We start from the raw sequence: 14,312 nt of genomic DNA, 5'->3' as shown, positions 1-14,312 counted from the left end.
GCCCGGATGACCGACGACGAGCGGTTCGGGCTGCTGGTGTCGGTGCTGGGGGCCGGCGAGATGTGGCCGGTCCGCGACGAGCGGATCCCCGCGGACACGCCGATGAGTGCGGGATACGTGCCGGGCATCCCGCGCCTGGGTGTGTCGGCGTTGCTGATGAGCGACGCCGGCCTGGGCATCACCAACCCGGGTTTCCGCCCGGGCGACACGGCCACTGCGCTGCCCGCCGGTCTGGCGCTGGCCGCCAGCTTCAATCCGTCACTGGCCCGGGCCGCGGGTGAACTGATCGGCCGCGAAGCGCGCAGCCGCGGGTTCAACGTGCAACTGGCCGGTGCGATGAACCTGGCCCGCGACCCGCGCAACGGCCGCAACTTCGAATATCATTCCGAGGACCCGCTTTTGACCGCCACGATGGCCGCCGAGTCGATCGACGGCATCCAGCGCCAAGGCGTGATCTCGACGGTCAAGCACTACTCGTTGAACTGCAACGAAACCAACCGGCACTTCCTGGACGCGGTCATCCATCCCGATGCCCACCGCGAATCCGACTTGCTGGCCTTCGAATTGGCGATCGAGCGCGCGCAACCCGGCGCCGTGATGACCGCCTACAACAAGATCAACGGTGATTACGCCGCGGCGAACTCCGTCTTGATCAACGAGGTCCTGAAGGATGCCTGGGGCTACCCGGGGTGGGTGATGTCGGATTGGGGTGCCACGCCGAGCTGGCGGTGCGCCCTGGCCGGCCTCGATCAGGAGTGTGGCGCCCAGATCGACACGCTGTTGCGGCAGGCCGAGTCCTTCGGTGCGCCGCTGCGCGACGCGTACGCCGACGGGCGGCTGACAAAGGAGCGATTGTCGGACATGGTTCGCCGGATCCTGCGGTCCATGTTCGCCGTCGGTGTCGACAATGCCGAGCCGGCGCCGCCACCGGACCTGGCCGCGCACAACGAGATCGCGCTGAACATCGCCCGGCAGGGAACGGTGCTCCTGACGAACCGGGGGCTGTTGCCGTTGGAGCCCGGGTCGAGTGTGCGTATCGCCGTCATCGGGGGATATGCGCACCTGGGTGTGCCGGCCGGATACGGTTCCAGCACCGTTCTGCCGCGAGGTGGGTACGCGGCCGTGGTGCCCATCGGCGGCACGGGCCTGGAGGCCGGTATGCGCAATCTGTACCTGCTGCCACCGAGTCCGCTGGAAGAGCTACGAAAACAGTTGCCACACGCGCAGATCGAATTCGACCCGGGCATCAGTCCCGCCGAGGCGGTGCGCGCGGCGCACAGGGCCGACATCGCGATCGTGTTCGCGGTCCGCGCGGAGGGTGAAGGCTTCGACATCGCCGACCTGTCGCTGCCGTGGGGCCAAGACGAACTGATCACCGCGGTGTCGGCGGCCAACCCCGACACCGTCGTGGTGCTGCAGACCGGCAATCCGGTGAGCATGCCCTGGCGCGAGACGGTGAACGCCGTTGTGCAGGCGTGGTTTCCGGGCCAGGCCGGCGCCCAGGCCATCGCCGAGGTCCTCACCGGCCGGGTGAATCCTTCGGGCCGGCTGCCGATCACCTTTCCGGTGGACCTCGACCAGACGCCGCGCCCGCAGTTGCCCGACCCCGGCGAACCGTGGGGGAAGGCGAGCACCATCGAATACTTCGAGGGCGCCGACGTCGGTTATCGCTGGTTTGCCACGCGAGGCCACCAGCCGATGTTCGCCTTCGGTCATGGGTTGTCCTACACCAGGTTTGACTACCACGACCTGGTGGCCAGCGGCGGCGAAACGATCCGTGCCAGCTTCACCGTCGTCAACGTCGGCGACCGCGCCGGGACGGACGTTGCCCAGCTCTACCTGACGGCCGCCGCCGGTGAACCGTGCTTGCGGCTGCTGGGATTCGCGCGGGTGGAGCTCGAGCCCGGGGCGACCCACCGGGTGAGTATCGAGGCGGACCCGCGCCTGCTCGCCCGCTACGACGGCGGCGCCAAAAGCTGGCGGATTAGCCCGGGCGCCTATACGGCGGCGGTGGGTGCGTCGGCGATAGCGATGCGGCTGGAAGCCACGGTCGAGGTGACCGGCCGTACGTTCGGGCGGTGAATCACACGGGCACACACCCGAACGCACGACCGGCCCGACGGACTACTTGACGGGGGTCAGCGCGTCGCCGCACGTGCAGCGGTAGGGCTCACCCGAACCCGAGCAGTGGCAGGGGACCTCGATGCGGACGCGACAGCCGCAGCCTTCGTGGCCGCAGGTCAATTCGGTCCCGGCCTCGTAAGTTGCCATGTAACTCACCCTTTTCTCGTTGTGGTGACTCGTGCGGTGCGGGTCGACCGCACCCTCACTATATACCCCCCGAGGGTATGTCGTAAACGGCCACCACCGGTCCGATACCGGTCCGGCTTGCCGTGCCAACCCGGTCGGGCGCGGCTAGCGTGGGCGAAATGACCGAGAAACCAACCCCCGAAGACGTCGACGCATTTCTGGACAGCACGGTGGTGCAGGACGATCCGTCCTTGAGCGCCGCCCTGGAGGCCAGCAGTGCGGCCGGATTGCCCCCGATTGCGGTATCGGTCCAGCAGGGAAAGTTCCTGAGCCTGCTCGCCGGTGCCACCGGCGCGCGCAGCATCCTCGAGCTCGGCACGCTCGGCGGTTTCAGCACCATCTGGCTGGCGCGCGGCGCCGGCCCGCAGGGCCGGGTGGTGACGCTGGAATACGAGCCCAAGCACGCCGAGGTGGCGCGGGCCAACCTCGAGCGGGCCGGCCTCGCCGATCGGGTGGAGGTGGTCGTCGGGGCCGCGCTGGACACGCTGCCGACGGTGACCGGTCCCTTCGATCTGATCTTCATCGACGCCGACAAGGAGAACTACCCCGCCTACCTGGAGTGGTCGGTGCGACTGGCCCGTCCCGGCGCGGTCATCGTGGCGGACAACGTGATTCGGCAGGGACAGATCCTCGACCCGGAATCCAACGCCCAGGCGCAGGCTGTCCGGCGAACGCTGCAGGCGATGGGCGAGGATCCGCGGCTGGACACCGCGGTGATCCAGACGGTGGGCGCCAAGCCTTGGGACGGCTTCGCGCTCGCGTTGGTGCGCTAGGTGTAGCGCGGGGTGAGGTCGGCGACGGCCTGCTCGGCGGAGGTGAGTTCGCCTATCCGCAAAGCGGTTTCGCCCGCGTACAAAGCCGCGCTGTCCAACCAGGAGTCGGGCACGCCCGCCACCGGCGCCAGCGGCGTGAAGAACGGGAAGGCGGGCGACTGCAGGCGCATCAGCGGCCCCGCATCGAAATAACCCAGAGCCGACAGCGGGCGGCTGGCCGCGTTCAGGGCAGAAGGGAGCGCCTTGGCCTTCCCGTCGTGGCCGCACCACCGCCGGGTGGCCGCGTTGGGCACGACGCGGTGGCGCAGCGGCCAGCTCAGCCCGAACAGGTTGGTTTCGATCGTGCTGTCCGCCTGCAGGATTCGCCGCTGGTACTCGCGGTTCGCGTTGGCTTCGTGCGTCAACAGGAATCGTGTGCCGGCGATGACACCGCTGGCGCCGGCATCCAGCGCGGCGCGGGTGTCGGCGCCGGTGGCGATGCCACCGGCCACGAAGACCGGGCGGTTGGCGGACACGGCGAGGGCGTGCGGTAAAAAATCAAGTGCCGCCATCGTGCCCACGAGATGCCCTCCGGCCTCGCGTCCCTGAGCGATCAAACCATCGGCGCCGCCGGCTATCGCGGCACGCGCTTGCGCCTCGGTGCCTACCATCACGAAGACGAAGACCCCGGCATCGCGCAGGTGCGCGACGAGCCCACGCTTGTCGCCGAACGCCAGGACGACGGCGTCCACGCCGGCGTCGACGCAGACCGCGACGTGACGACGATGAACGAAGGGCAGCAACAGGTTTACCGCCACGGCGCGGTCAGGCGCCTGCGCGCGCACCTGTTCGATCGACGTTCGTAGCCGGCGGGGCGTGTCGATGCCCAGCGTGCCGAGCCCGCCCGCCCGGGCGACCGCGCCCGCCAGCGCCGGGCCCGCCAGTCCGCCGCCCATGCCGGCCTGCCCGACTGGTACATCGAGGCGCAGCCGGTCGACGATATCCATGCCCTAAGACGCTACGCGCCTTATCGATACGACCCCGCGGAGCGGCCCAGTCGGGCGCCGCTTTTCGTTGCTGGCCATGGTGCGCCGGCGTAATCTTGACGCCAGATGGATGGGTGCAGTTGGGCTCAAAAGGCTTGCTGCATAACAGAAAGGTCACAAAATGAGTACAGTCCATTCATCAATCGATCACCATCCCGATTTGTTGGCTCTGCGTGCGCGCTATGAGCGCGTCGCCGAGTCGATGAGCGCGCATGTCACGTTCGGACTGGCCCTGCTGACGGGCCTGTATGTGGCCGCGTCGCCGTGGATCGTCGGATTCAACGCCACGGCATCGCTCACCACGTCCGACCTGATCGCGGGGATCGCGGCGGCGTTCTTGGCCTACGGGTTCGCGACCGCGCTGGATCGCGCGCACGGCATGACCTGGACGATGCCGGTTCTGGGCGGTTGGGTCATCGTCTCGACCTGGATCCTGCCGGGCGTCACGCTGAGCGCCGGCATGGTCTGGTCGAATGTCGTTGCGGGCGCGTTGTTGACGTTCTTGGGCCTCAACGCGACCTACTTCGGCATGCGCACTCGCGCGGCGGACACGCGCGCGTAGTCGCGAACTTCGCTAGACCGCAAGGCGGTTCGCCTGCCCCGGGCCGAACCTTACGGCCCGGGGCGGCGATCAGCCGCAGACCGCGCCGATCGCGGCCGAGCTGACCAGCTTCACGTACTTGGCCAGCACCCCGGTCTTGTAGCGGGGCTCCGGCGGCGTGAAATCCTTTCGGCGCGACTCGAATTCGGCAGGATCGGTCAGCACGTCGAGCACGTGGTTGGCCACATCCAGGCGGATGCGGTCGCCGTCTTGCAGGAAGGCGATCGGTCCGGCGTCGACCGCCTCGGGCGCGATATGTCCGACGCACAGGCCGGTGGTCCCGCCCGAGAACCGGCCGTCGGTCAGCAGCAGCACGTCCTTGCCCAGACCCGCACCCTTGATGGCGCCGGTGATGGCCAGCATTTCGCGCATGCCGGGCCCGCCCTTGGGGCCCTCGTAGCGGATCACCACGGCGTCACCCTTGGTGATGGTGCCGTCCTCCAAAGCGTCCAGCGCGGCCCGCTCGCCGTCGAAAACCCTTGCGGTGCCCTCGAACACGTCGGAATCGAAACCGGCCGACTTCACCACCGCCCCCTCGGGCGCCAGCGATCCGCGCAGGATGGTGATCCCGCCGGTCGGGTGAATGGGATTGCTCAGGGCGCGAAGCACCTTGCCGTCCGGGTCGGGCGGCGCGATCTCGGCCAGGTTCTCGGCAACCGTCGCGCCCGTCACCGTCAGGCAGTCGCCGCGCAGCAGACCGGCGTCGAGCAGCGCCTTCATCACGACCGGCACGCCGCCGATGTGGTCGACGTGGGACATGACGTGGCGGCCGAAGGGCTTGACGTCGGCCAGGTGCGGAACCTTCGACCCGATCCGGCTGAAATCGTCGAGCGAGAGCTCGACGCCGGCCTCGTGGGCGATGGCGAGCAGGTGCAGCACCGCGTTCGTCGAGCCGCCGAACGCCATCACCACCGCGATCGCGTTTTCGAAGGCCTCCTTGGTGAGGATGTCGCGGGCGGTGATGCCGCGCCGCAGCAGCTCGACGACGGCCGCACCGCTGCGCCGCGCGAACCCGTCGCGGCGGCGGTCGGTCGCCGGTGGCGCCGCGCTGCCCGGCAGCGACATCCCGAGCGCCTCGGCGGCGCTGGCCATCGTGTTGGCGGTGTACATGCCGCCGCACGCACCCTCACCGGGACAGATCGCGCGCTCGATGGCATCGACGTCCTCGCGGGGCATCAGGCCCCGGGCGCAGGCGCCGACCGCCTCGAACGCGTCGATGATGGTGACCTCGCGCTCGCTGCCGTCGGACAGCTTGGCAACCCCGGGCAGGATGGACCCCGCGTAGAGGAACACCGAGGCCAGGTCGAGTCGTGCGGCGGCCATCAGCATCCCGGGCAGCGACTTGTCGCATCCGGCCAGCAGCACCGACCCGTCGAGCCGCTCGGCCTGCATCACCGTCTCGACGCTGTCGGCGATCACCTCGCGGGAGACCAGCGAGAAGTGCATGCCTTCGTGGCCCATCGAGATGCCGTCGGACACCGAGATGGTGCCGAATTCCAGCGGGTAGCCACCGGCGGAGAACACGCCCTCCTTGACCGCCTTGGCGAGCCGGTCCAGGGAGAGGTTGCACGGGGTGATCTCGTTCCAGGACGACGCCACCCCGATCTGCGGCTTGGCGAAGTCTTCGTCTCCCATGCCTACGGCCCGCAGCATGCCCCGGGCGGCGGCCTTCTCCAGGCCGTCGGTGACGTCACGACTACGCGGCTTGATGTCGGCGGCGGGGGCCGAATCGGTGGTGGGGGGCATCGCTCAAGTATGCGGGAACGCCGTGGCCAGCTGACCGGGGGATACCCCAACGGGGTATAAGCTGGCGGGGTGACGAACGACCACGGGTATTCGCAGCAGAAGGACAACTACGCGAAGCGGCTGCGACGCATCGAGGGCCAGGTGCGTGGCATCGCCCGGATGATCGAGGAAGACAAGTACTGCATCGACGTGCTCACCCAGGTGAGCGCCGTCAACAGCGCGCTGCGGTCGGTCGCCCTGAACCTGCTCGACGAGCACCTGAACCACTGCGTCACCCGCGCCGTCGCCGAGGGCGGCGACGATGCCCAAGCCAAGCTCGACGAGGCGTCCGCCGCGATCGCGCGGTTGGTTCGTTCTTGATCGGTGATGCAGTTGAGACCTTCGCTACGGCCCTGATGCGGGGGGAGGCGTAGTTGCGGTCCGTACGGTAAGGCAGTGTGATCGCATTAGGCGCGACAACCCAGGAAGTGGGTAGTCCGGCCGATACAGAAGCCATGACTGCCGAAATCAACGCTGCCGCGCGAACGTGGACCCCACGGATCGCGGCTCAGTTGGCTGTGCTGGCGGCCGCGGCCTTCACCTACGTCACCGCCGAGATTCTGCCGGTGGGCGCGCTGCCGGCCATCGCTCGCGACCTGCACGTCAGTTTGTTCGCGGTGGGAACGCTGTTGACCTGGTATGCCTTCGTGGCGGCCCTGACGACGTTTCCGCTGGTGCGCTGGACCGCGCACTGGCCGCGGCGGCGCGCGCTCATGCTCAGCCTGACCTGCCTGACGGCCTCGCAGGCGATCTCGGCACTGGCGCCTAATTTTGCGGTGCTGGCCACCGGGCGGGTGCTCTGCGCGATCACCCACGGCCTGCTGTGGGCGGTCATCGCACCGATCGCGACCCGGCTCGTGCCGCCGAGCCATGCCGGGCGGGCCACCATGTCGATCTACGTCGGTACCAGCCTCGCGCTGGTGGTGGGGAGCCCGCTCACCGCGGCCTTGAGCCTGATGTGGGGGTGGCGCCTGGCCGTCGTGTGCGTCACCGTCGCGGCCGCCGCCGTCACGCTCGCCGCCCGGCTGATGCTGCCGGAGATGGTGCTCACCGAGGACCAGCTCGCCCACGTCGGCCCCAGGTCACGACACCACCGCAACCCCCGGCTGATTCTGGTGAGCGTGCTGGCGATGATCGCGGTCACCGGCCACTTCGTGTCCTACACGTTCATCGTCGAGATCATCCGCAACGTCCTCGGCGTGCGGGGGCCCAACCTGGCCTTCGTGCTGGCCGCCTACGGGCTGGCCGGTTTGCTGTCGTTGCCGCTGGTGGCGCGGCCGCTGGATCACCGGCCCAAGAGCGCCGTCATCCTGTGCATGACGGGGTTGACGGCGGCCTTCGTGGCGCTGACCGGGCTGGCGTTCGGTGGCCGGGCCGGCGTGGCCACAGCGCTGATCGGAACCGCCGCCATCGTGCTGTGGGGGGCGATGGCCACCGCGGTCTCGCCGATGATGCAATCCGCCGCGATGCGCAACGGGGCCGACGACCCCGACGGGGCGTCGGGGTTCTACGTCACCGCGTTCCAGGTCGGCATCATGGCCGGCTCACTGGTCGGCGGCCTGCTGTACGAGCGCAGCGTCACGATGATGCTGACGGCTTCGGCAGCGCTGATGGCCGTCGCGCTGGCCGGCATCGCGGCCAACCGGCGGATGCTGGACGTTGCTCCGACAAGCTCACCCGATTCATAGCCGCGCAGGTCAAGTGCGTGAACGCACTCCTTTAGTGTCGCGGCAATCCGTCGGTGACGGTAGCTGGCGTGGCTGCTATGCCACACTGTGTCGAGAACACCGAGTGGAGGTAATGCGTATGTCAGGCTGGACGAGGGCCGGGACGAGGAAGGGCCTTTTCGCCGCTCTGAGCACAACCGGTTTGGCGTCCGTCGTGGGCTTGGCGCTGGTGCTGAGTGCGGCTCCCGCATCGGCGGATCCGGACCCGGCACCCGCTGACCCGGGTGCCGTCGCCGCTCCGCCCGGGCCGCCCCCGCCGCCCGATCCGTTGGCGCCCCCGCCTCCGGCTGACCCGCTGGCGGCCCCGCCGCCGCCCAACCCGCTGGCGCCGCCGGCGCCGTGGGCTCCGCCCAACGCCCAGCCCGCAGCGACGTCGGCCGAGGGGCAGAACGCCACGCCGTTCACCGGCACGGCGCCGTTCGGGCCGCCGTCGTTCGTCCCCAAGAGCGGCTCGACGGTGGGTGTGGGCCAGCCGATCATCATCAACTTCCCCGGAACGGTCGAGAACGCCGACGCGGCGATCGGCGCCGTGCACGTCTCGTCGGTTCCGCCGGTGCCGGGCAAGTTCTACTGGATGACCCCGACCCAGCTGCGCTGGCGCCCGATCAACTTCTGGCCCGCGCACACCGCGGTGACCGTCGACGCCGGCGGCACCGTGTCCACCTTCCAGACCGGTGACACGCTGATCGCCACGGCCGACGACGCCACTCACCAGCTGACCATCACCCGCAACGGCACCGTGGAGAAGACCTTCCCGATGTCGATGGGCATGACGTCGGGCAACCACCAGACCCCCAACGGCACCTACTACGTGCAGGACAAGAAGGCCTCGGTGGTGATGGACTCCTCGACCTACGGGGTGCCGGTGAGCTCGACGTATGGCTACAAGGTGACGGTTGAGGACGCGGTGCGCTTCGACAACGTCGGCGACTACGTGCACAGCGCGCCGTGGTCGGTCGACGACCAGGGCAAGCGCGACGTCAGCCACGGCTGCATCAACATCAGCCCCAGCAACGCGAAGTGGTTCTTCGACAACTTCGGTCCGGGTGATCCCATCGTGGTGAAGAACTCCAGCGGCGGCTCGTACAAGAAGAACGACGGCTCCGCCGACTGGATGAACTAGACCCTTCGCGACAGCGCAGAATCGCCCATTTCCCTCGGAAATGGGCGATTTTGCGTCTTGGCGTTAAGGACGTGTGTGCGCGGGTCTTTCGCGGCCGCGGCGATTATGTATAGCATCATACATACGCCGAGACCGCTGAGGAGCTGCGATGCGTAGTCCACGCGAGCGGATGGTCGTCTCCGCCGCGCTGCTTATCCGGGAGCGGGGCGCGCGCGCCACCGCGATCTCCGACGTGCTCGAGCACAGCGGCGCGCCGCGGGGCTCGGCCTACCACTACTTCCCCGGCGGCCGCACGCAATTGCTCTGCGAGGCGGTCGACTATGCGGGTGAGCACGTCGCCGCCGTGATCGCCGGCGCCGACGATGGCCCGCAACTGCTGGACACGTTGATCGACAAGTACCGCCGGCAGCTACTCGACAGCGACTTCCGCGCCGGCTGCCCCATCGTGGCGGTCTCCGTCGAAGCGGGCGAGCAGCACGACGCCGAACGCATGGTGATCGAGCGCGCCGCCGCGGTCTTCGACCGATGGACGGATTTGATCGCCACGCGGTTCATCGCGGACGGGATTCCGCCGGAGCGGGCACGCGAACTGGCGATCCTCGCGACCACCTCCCTCGAGGGCGCGATCGTGCTGGCGCGGGTTCGTCGTGACCTGACGCCCCTCGACGTCGTCCACCGCCAGCTGCGCGATCTGCTGCTGGCGGCATCGCCCCCTGCGGGGCCAGGGAAAGGAAATCCGCGATGACCGGTGAATGGCAATCCAGCGCGTGCATCCTGTGCGAATGCAACTGCGGCATCGTCGTCCAAGTCGAAGACCGCCGGCTGGCCCGCATCCGCGGCGATAAGGCGCACCCGGCCTCGCAGGGCTATACCTGCAATAAGGCGCTGCGGCTGGACCACTACCAGAACAGCGGCGCCCGGCTGACCTCACCACTGCGCCGCCGCGCGGACGGCAGCTACGAGGAGATCGATTGGGACACGGCGATCGTGGAGATCGCCGAGGGATTCAAGCGCATTCGCGACAGCTACGGCGGCGACAAGATCTTCTACTACGGCGGCGGCGGCCAGGGCAACCACCTGGGCGGGGCCTACAGCGGCGCCTTCTTGAAGGCGCTGGGTTCGCGCTACCGCTCGAATGCGCTGGCGCAGGAGAAGACCGGTGAGGCCTGGATCGACGGACACCTCTACGGCGGCCACACCAGGGGCGAGTTCGAACACGCCGAGGTCGCGGTGTTCGTCGGCAAGAACCCGTGGATGTCGCAGAGCTTTCCGCGGGCCCGGGTGGTGCTCAACGAGATCGCCAAGGATCCGGCCCGTTCGATGATCGTCATCGATCCCGTGGTCACCGACACCGCCAAGATGTCCGACTTCCACCTGCGGGTCCGACCCGGCACCGACGCATGGTGTCTGGCCGCGCTGGCCGCCATCCTGGTGCAGGAAAACCTTTGCAACGAAACATTTCTCGCCGAGCATGTGCGCGGCGCGGATGCCGTGCGCGCGGCGCTGCGCGAGGTGTCGGTGGCCGACTACGCCGAGCAGTGCGGGGTGGACCAGGAACTGCTGCGCGCAGCGGCGCGGCGCATCGGCACGGCCGCCAGCGTCTCGGTGTTCGAAGACCTTGGCGTGCAGCAGGCACCCAACAGCACCCTGTGCTCCTATCTGAACAAGTTGCTCTGGATCCTCACCGGCAACTTCGCGAAAAAGGGTGGCCAGCACCTGCATTCGTCGTTCGCCCCATTGTTCGGCCAGTTCTCCGGCCGTACCCCCGTCACCGGCGCCCCGATCATCAGCGGACTGGTGCCCAGCAATGTGGTGCCCGAGGAAATCCTGACCGACCATCCCGACCGGTTCCGGGCCATGATCGTGGAAAGCAGCAATCCCGCTCACTCGCTGGCCAATTCGGCCGCCTGCCGGGAGGCTTTTCAGGCGCTGGAACTGATGGTGGTGATCGACGTCGCGATGACCGAGACGGCAAGGCTCGCGCATTATGTGCTGCCCGCGGCGTCCCAGTTCGAGAAGCCGGAGGCCACCTTCTTCAACCTCGAATTCCCGCGCAATACCTTCCAGCTGCGCCGTGCGTTGATGGAGCCCCTGCCGGGAACCCTGGACGAACCCGAGATCTGGGCGCGGTTGGTCCGTGCGCTCGGCGTCGTGGACGACGCGGATCTGCGGCCGCTGCACGAAGCGGCCCGACATGGCCGGCAGGCATACACCGAAACGTTCCTCGGTGCCGCCGCGACCAATCCCACTGTGGCGCAACTGCTGCCGTATGTGCTGTACGAAACGCTCGGGCCGACACTGCCCGAGGGGCTGCGCGGCGCGGCCGCCCTGTGGGGGCTTGCCCAGAAAACCGCACTGAGCTATCCGGATGCGGTGCGGCGCGCCGGGCACGCCGACGGCAACGCCCTGTTCGACGCGATCCTGGCCACCCCGTCAGGGGTGACCTTCACCGTGCACAACTACGAGGACGACTTCGCGCTGATCGGTCACGCCGATCACAAGATCGCGCTGGAGATTCCGTCCATGCTCGACGAATTGAAGACGCTGTCCCGCACCCCGTCCCGGCTCACCACCCCTGAATTCCCGATCGTGCTGTCGGTGGGGGAGCGGCGCGCCTACACCGCGAATGACATCTTCCGCGACCCGACCTGGCGCAAACGCGACACCGACGGCGCACTGCGGATCAGCGTCGAGGACGCCCAGATGCTCGGTCTGGCGCAGGGGTGCCGGGCGCGCATCAGCACAGCGGCCGGTAGCGCCGAGGCCACCGTGGAGATCACCGAGACGATGATGGCCGGTCATGCCGCCCTGCCCAACGGTTTTGGGCTCGACTACCGCGACGCCGAGGGGCGCACCGTCACTCCGGGTGTGGCCCCGAACGTACTCACGTCGACCGGGTGGCGCGACCCCTACGCCGGCACGCCGTGGCACAAGCACGTGCCCGCGCGGATCGAGGCCGTGAGCGTCAGTTCCAGATCTTGACCCGGCTGCCCGGCTCCAAAAACAGCGCGCCGGCGTCGGCGCCGTCGAAGGCGTCGTAAAAGGCATCCATGTTGCGCAGCACGCCGTTGCACCGGAACTCCGGCGGCGAGTGCGGATCCACCGCCAGGCGCCGGATCGCCTCCGCCTCACGGGATTTGGTGCGCCACACCTGGGCCCATCCGTAGAACACGCGCTGCACGCCGGTCAGGCCGTCGATCACCGGGGCGGGCCGGCCGTTCAGCGACAACTGGTAGGCCAGCAGCGCGATCGACAAGCCACCCAGGTCGCCGATGTTCTCCCCGACGGTGAAAGCGCCGTTGACGTGGTGGTCGCCGTCCAGGCCCCGCGGAGTGTAAGCGTCGTACTGCTCGATGAGAGCCTTTGTGCGGGAACCGAATTCGGTCCGGTCGGCATCCGTCCACCAGTCGACCAGGTTTCCGTCACCGTCGTATTTGGCCCCCTGGTCGTCGAAGCCGTGCCCGATCTCGTGCCCGATCACCGCGCCGATCCCGCCGTAGTTGGCCGCGTCGTCGGCCTCGGGGTCGAAGAACGGCGGCTGCAGAATCGCTGCCGGGAAGACGATTTCGTTCATCCCGGGGTTGTAGTACGCGTTGACCGTCTGCGGCGTCATGAACCACTCGTCCCTGTCCACCGGCCCGCCCAGCTTGGCCAGCTCACGATCGTGGTTGACCGCGTACCCGCGCAGGTAGTTGCCGTACAGGTCGTCGCGCTCGATCACCAGCGTGGAGTAGTCGCGCCACTTGGCCGGATAGCCGACCTTGGCGGTGAACTTCTCCAGCTTGGCCAGCGCCCGCTCCCGGGTCTGCGGCGTCATCCAGTCCAGGTCGCTGATGCTCATCCGGTACGCCGCACGCAGGTTGGCGACCAGCTCGTCGATGCGGGCCTTCGCCCCGGGCGGGAAATGCCGCTGCACATACAGCTTTCCGACGGCGTCGCCCATCAGGTTCTCCACCAGCGACACCGCACGCTTCCATCGCTCCCGGATCTGCTCGGCGCCGGTCAGCAGCCGGCCGTAGAAGTCGAAGTCCGCGGACACCAGCTCGTCGGTCAGCCAGGAGGCCCGTGCGCGGATCAGCCGCCACCGCGCCCAGCTCTTCCACACCTCGAGGTCCTCGTTGCGCCACAGCTCGGCGAAGGTGCGCAGGTAATCGGGTTGGCGCACAATCACTTCCGCCAGCGACTCGGGGCTCGCACCCAGCGCGGCGGCCCAGCCCGCCCAGTCGAAGCCCACCGACTCGTCACGCAGTTGCGCGAACGTGCGCAGGTTGTAGCTGAGCTCGGCGTCGCGGCGCTTGACCACATCCCAATGCGCCTCGGCGAGCTTGCCCTCCAGCGCGACGATGCGTTCGGCGGTTTGGACGTGGTCGGCCGGGTCCCCGCCGAACACCAGGGCGAACATCCGCGCGATGTGCGCCGGATAGGCCTCCAGCACCTGGAGGTGCCGCTCTTCGCGGTAGTAGGACTCGTCGGGCAGCCCGAGGCCGGACTGGGTGAAATGCACCAGGTAGCGGGCCGAGTTCTTGGCGTCGGTGTCCACGTACACCCCGACGCCGCCGCCCGCGCCGGTGCGCTGCAGCGCGCCGATGGCCCGGGCCAGCGCGTCGGCATCGGCGGCGTCGTCGATCACGGACATCTCGTCGCGCAGCGGCCGCACGCCGCGGCGCTGCACGGTGTCCTCGTCGAGGAAGCTGGCATACAGGTCGCCGATGCGCTGCGCGTCGTCGTCCGTGGCGGCCGAACCCTGCTGGCTGGCCTCCACGATCAGGTCGCGCACCTGTTCTTCGGCGCGGTCGTAGAGCTGGCGGAAGGCGCCGTCGGTCGCCCGGTCTGCGGGTATCTCGTATTCGGCCAGCCAGCGGCCGTTGACGTGACCGAACAGGTCGTCTTGGGGGCGGATGCTTTCGTCGACAAAGCTCAGGTCGATGCCCGAGCGGATGGCCGTATTCGTCACCCCGCCATCCTTCC

General features: G+C 68.5%; 12 protein-coding genes. 8 read left to right on the top strand and 4 right to left on the bottom strand.

The features are described 5' to 3' along the window. The first annotated feature begins 6 nt into the window (after positions 1–6). Positions 7–2,082, top strand: a complete 2,076-nt coding sequence (locus tag AC5Y7E_RS24030) for a beta-glucosidase (protein ID WP_499918223.1) — start codon at positions 7–9, stop codon at positions 2,080–2,082. A gap of 42 nt (positions 2,083–2,124) precedes the next feature. Here AC5Y7E_RS24030 and mymT read toward each other — a convergent pair whose 3' ends face one another. Next, complete coding sequence (gene mymT / locus AC5Y7E_RS24025) at positions 2,125–2,271, bottom strand: copper-binding metallothionein MymT (RefSeq protein ID WP_067124138.1); 147 nt, start codon at positions 2,269–2,271, stop codon at positions 2,125–2,127. Between the two features lie 158 nt (positions 2,272–2,429). Here mymT and AC5Y7E_RS24020 point away from each other — a divergent pair, with 158 nt between their 5' ends. Further along, on the top strand, positions 2,430–3,083 hold the full coding sequence (locus tag AC5Y7E_RS24020; RefSeq protein ID WP_499917712.1) for an O-methyltransferase: 654 nt from the start codon (positions 2,430–2,432) through the stop codon (positions 3,081–3,083). Here the strand turns inward: AC5Y7E_RS24020 and AC5Y7E_RS24015 are convergent. After that, entirely contained in the window at positions 3,080–4,069 is a 990-nt protein-coding gene (locus AC5Y7E_RS24015; protein ID WP_499917713.1) for a nitronate monooxygenase, read from the bottom strand. The two genes, AC5Y7E_RS24020 and AC5Y7E_RS24015, sit on opposite strands and share 4 nt — an antisense overlap. 160 nt (positions 4,070–4,229) lie before the next feature. On the opposite strand from AC5Y7E_RS24015, the gene AC5Y7E_RS24010 reads away from it, so the two are divergent. Further along, positions 4,230–4,670 (top strand): SPW repeat protein, encoded by a 441-nt coding sequence (locus AC5Y7E_RS24010; RefSeq protein WP_499917714.1) that lies wholly within the window; start codon positions 4,230–4,232, stop codon positions 4,668–4,670. 69 nt (positions 4,671–4,739) lie between these two features. Here AC5Y7E_RS24010 and ilvD read toward each other — a convergent pair whose 3' ends face one another. Continuing rightward, on the bottom strand, positions 4,740–6,455 hold the full coding sequence (gene ilvD / locus AC5Y7E_RS24005) for a dihydroxy-acid dehydratase (RefSeq protein WP_499917715.1): 1,716 nt from the start codon (positions 6,453–6,455) through the stop codon (positions 4,740–4,742). Positions 6,456–6,524: 69 nt separating this feature from the next. Between ilvD and ricR the strand changes: the two genes are divergently transcribed. The 5 genes from ricR (at position 6,525) to AC5Y7E_RS23980 (ending at position 12,326) form a co-directional block, all read left to right on the top strand. Further along, positions 6,525–6,815 carry a copper-sensing transcriptional repressor RicR gene (ricR, locus tag AC5Y7E_RS24000; protein WP_112634682.1) on the top strand — a complete coding sequence of 97 codons (291 nt, stop codon included), beginning with the start codon at positions 6,525–6,527 and terminating at the stop codon, positions 6,813–6,815. A gap of 134 nt (positions 6,816–6,949) precedes the next feature. Then, on the top strand, positions 6,950–8,182 hold the full coding sequence (locus AC5Y7E_RS23995) for an MFS transporter (protein WP_499917716.1): 1,233 nt from the start codon (positions 6,950–6,952) through the stop codon (positions 8,180–8,182). 118 nt (positions 8,183–8,300) lie between these two features. Further along, complete coding sequence (locus AC5Y7E_RS23990; RefSeq protein WP_499917717.1) at positions 8,301–9,344, top strand: L,D-transpeptidase; 1,044 nt, start codon at positions 8,301–8,303, stop codon at positions 9,342–9,344. A 148-nt stretch (positions 9,345–9,492) separates the two neighbouring features. Beyond that, the gene (locus AC5Y7E_RS23985) at positions 9,493–10,089 is read left to right on the top strand and encodes a TetR/AcrR family transcriptional regulator (protein ID WP_499917718.1); all 597 of its coding nucleotides are present in this window, start codon (positions 9,493–9,495) and stop codon (positions 10,087–10,089) included. Further along, complete coding sequence (locus AC5Y7E_RS23980) at positions 10,086–12,326, top strand: molybdopterin-dependent oxidoreductase (protein WP_499917719.1); 2,241 nt, start codon at positions 10,086–10,088, stop codon at positions 12,324–12,326. The genes AC5Y7E_RS23985 and AC5Y7E_RS23980 overlap by 4 nt, the downstream gene beginning before the upstream one ends. Here the strand turns inward: AC5Y7E_RS23980 and AC5Y7E_RS23975 are convergent. Further along, positions 12,310–14,298 carry a M13 family metallopeptidase gene (locus AC5Y7E_RS23975; RefSeq protein ID WP_499917720.1) on the bottom strand — a complete coding sequence of 663 codons (1,989 nt, stop codon included), beginning with the start codon at positions 14,296–14,298 and terminating at the stop codon, positions 12,310–12,312. The two genes, AC5Y7E_RS23980 and AC5Y7E_RS23975, sit on opposite strands and share 17 nt — an antisense overlap. Positions 14,299–14,312 lie beyond the last annotated feature (14 nt).

This window comes from Mycobacterium sp. NGS17, assembly GCF_059813205.1.
This window is presented reverse-complemented; position numbering and strand designations above follow the sequence as displayed.

Bases quoted from the DNA above. Each gene is read 5' to 3' on its own strand.
- AC5Y7E_RS24030 (WP_499918223.1), top strand. From the start codon at position 7: ATGACCGACGACGAGCGGTTCGGGCTGCTGGTGTCGGTGCTGGGGGCC.
- mymT (WP_067124138.1), bottom strand. From the start codon at position 2,271: ATGGCAACTTACGAGGCCGGGACCGAATTGACCTGCGGCCACGAAGGC.
- AC5Y7E_RS24020 (WP_499917712.1), top strand. From the start codon at position 2,430: ATGACCGAGAAACCAACCCCCGAAGACGTCGACGCATTTCTGGACAGC.
- AC5Y7E_RS24015 (WP_499917713.1), bottom strand. From the start codon at position 4,069: ATGGATATCGTCGACCGGCTGCGCCTCGATGTACCAGTCGGGCAGGCC.
- AC5Y7E_RS24010 (WP_499917714.1), top strand. From the start codon at position 4,230: ATGAGTACAGTCCATTCATCAATCGATCACCATCCCGATTTGTTGGCT.
- ilvD (WP_499917715.1), bottom strand. From the start codon at position 6,455: ATGCCCCCCACCACCGATTCGGCCCCCGCCGCCGACATCAAGCCGCGT.
- AC5Y7E_RS23995 (WP_499917716.1), top strand. From the start codon at position 6,950: ATGACTGCCGAAATCAACGCTGCCGCGCGAACGTGGACCCCACGGATC.
- AC5Y7E_RS23990 (WP_499917717.1), top strand. From the start codon at position 8,301: ATGTCAGGCTGGACGAGGGCCGGGACGAGGAAGGGCCTTTTCGCCGCT.
- AC5Y7E_RS23985 (WP_499917718.1), top strand. From the start codon at position 9,493: ATGCGTAGTCCACGCGAGCGGATGGTCGTCTCCGCCGCGCTGCTTATC.
- AC5Y7E_RS23980 (WP_499917719.1), top strand. From the start codon at position 10,086: ATGACCGGTGAATGGCAATCCAGCGCGTGCATCCTGTGCGAATGCAAC.